The 2,002-nt window shown below is 32.0% G+C and carries 2 protein-coding genes; both read right to left on the bottom strand.

Going from position 1 to position 2,002, the window contains the following annotated elements; genetic code table 11:
* Nucleotides 1–1,239 (bottom strand): glycoside hydrolase family 1 protein (locus MRZ08_RS07630; protein ID WP_297381326.1); only part of this gene is annotated, 1,239 nt, incomplete at its 3' end.
* A 185-nt stretch (nt 1,240–1,424) separates the two neighbouring features.
* On the bottom strand, nt 1,425–2,002 hold a 578-nt coding region (locus MRZ08_RS07625; RefSeq protein WP_297381323.1), incomplete at its 5' end, for a hypothetical protein.

Here is a 2,002-nt window from a genome sequence, read left to right as displayed (position 1 = left end):
GCCTATCACCTCTACACCATCTGCCAATGCTTTGTTTAGCTCCAAGAGGTGATTTCTCAAAACTCTTATTCTATAATCATCATTTACTGTAAGATTTCCATCTTCATCTTCTTCAAGCTCTTCAATCTTGGCAAAGCCGTTTTCACAAATAAACAGTGGTCTATCATATCTATCCCACAAGACATTGCACAAAATCCTTAATCCAACATGATCAACTGGCCAATCCCACTCTGTATATTCAAGCTCTGGATTTTTTAGCTCACTAATTTGATTGCTGTAAGTGCTATCAAACTCTTCTTCGTTAAACTTAGAAATACCACTGACATAATATGAAAACGCCAGATAATCAACTGTATTTTCTCTTATATCTTTTAGTTCAGCTTCGTTTGTATCTAATTTAATTCCCTTTGACTCCAATTGCTTGATTTTCCACTTTGGATACCCTCCAAAAACATGAACATCCGTGTGGAACAAACCATTTCTATTATCGAAATAAGCTTGCAAGTTATCAAGAGGATTCATAGAGTTTGGATAACTTGGACCAAGAGCAGTAGAGCATGCTACTTTGGCCATAGGATCAATTTCTTTTATGATTTTTATTGCTCTAGCATTTGCTAAGAACATATTGTAATTTAGCTGTTCTTTAGCCTGATCGTCATACTTTATCTTTCTAGTATCTACTCCTAGGTGAAAGAACGGTTGTCTATCAGCAATATTTATTTCATTAAAAGTAATCCAATGTTTTACTTTATCCTTATATCTTCTTACAATAGTGTCTACATATTTAAGGTAGAAATCAATTACTTCTTTGTTTAAAAATCCACCATAGTTATCCGCCAAGTATAGAGGAGTTTCACCTGTATGTGTTATGGTGATAACTGGTTCGATACCATGTTTAATAAGCTCATCAAACATGTCATCATAGTGTTTCAAGCCCTTTTCATTAGGCACATCTTCAATTCCTTTAGGAAAAATCCTTGCCCAAGATATAGAAGTTCTAAATGCCTTGATACCTAATTCTCCAAAAAGAGAAATATCTTCTTTGTATCTATTATAAAAATCAACTCCTAAATGTTTAAGATTTCCTTCTTCCGGCTTCTCAGTCCTAGGATCATTCGGAGAATGTGGCAGTACATCAGCCACTTGTGCTCCCTTTCCATCTTGGTCAAAAGCTCCTTCATTGTGATAAGCTGCCGCTGCAGATCCAAGCAAGAAATCTTTAGGAAAATAATTTTTCACCATAGCTCCTTTCTTTTTTCTGTTTGTTTATGTTTTTTATTTATCTTTTTTGTTTATTTATCTTCATATTACATTACAAACAAACATTTGTCAAGCGTTTTCAAAAAAAAATAAATAAAAAAATACCCCTTTACCAAATAATAATCAGTAAAGAGGGTAAATCCTATATTAAAAATAATAAATTATTAAATTTTACTTCCACAAATACAAACATTCATATCAAAACCAGCTCTTATCGCTGTATTTATAGATGCAGTATGAGAAAATTGGGTAGTATAAATTGGACTAATCTCTGGATTCTCATTTTTAATTATGAGACTTAAACTCCTAACGATAGCAGAAGCAAGTCCCTCATATTTTTTACCTGAACAAAGCTTCTCAATTCCAATACTCCAAAGATATTTTCCTATAGTAGATGCGCCGCAAAGAGCAATAAGCTTATCATTATCATAGAACGAAAGACCAATTCTATCATCGTCATCAAAGGAAAAAGGCATATTGCTTATTCCTTTATATGACTGTATATCTTTTTTTTCAATCCTATTGAACTCAAAGTTCTTTGTTTTCACATACCTATCAGAGAAAGTCATAAGAGGAAAGAAGTTATCTATTTTCATATTATATTTGTTTAATATACTTTCTAACTTTTTAATATTTTCAAATTCTGTAAACCACTGGGCTGGATAATCATTATATTCATTTCTTAAAATACCAATAAGATTGCTATTATTAGATCTTACAAAAATTCTATTGGAAGAAATAA

The sequence above is a fragment of the Anaerococcus sp. genome, from assembly GCF_022770135.1.
GTDB lineage: Bacteria > Bacillota > Clostridia > Tissierellales > Peptoniphilaceae > Anaerococcus.
This window is presented reverse-complemented; position numbering and strand designations above follow the sequence as displayed.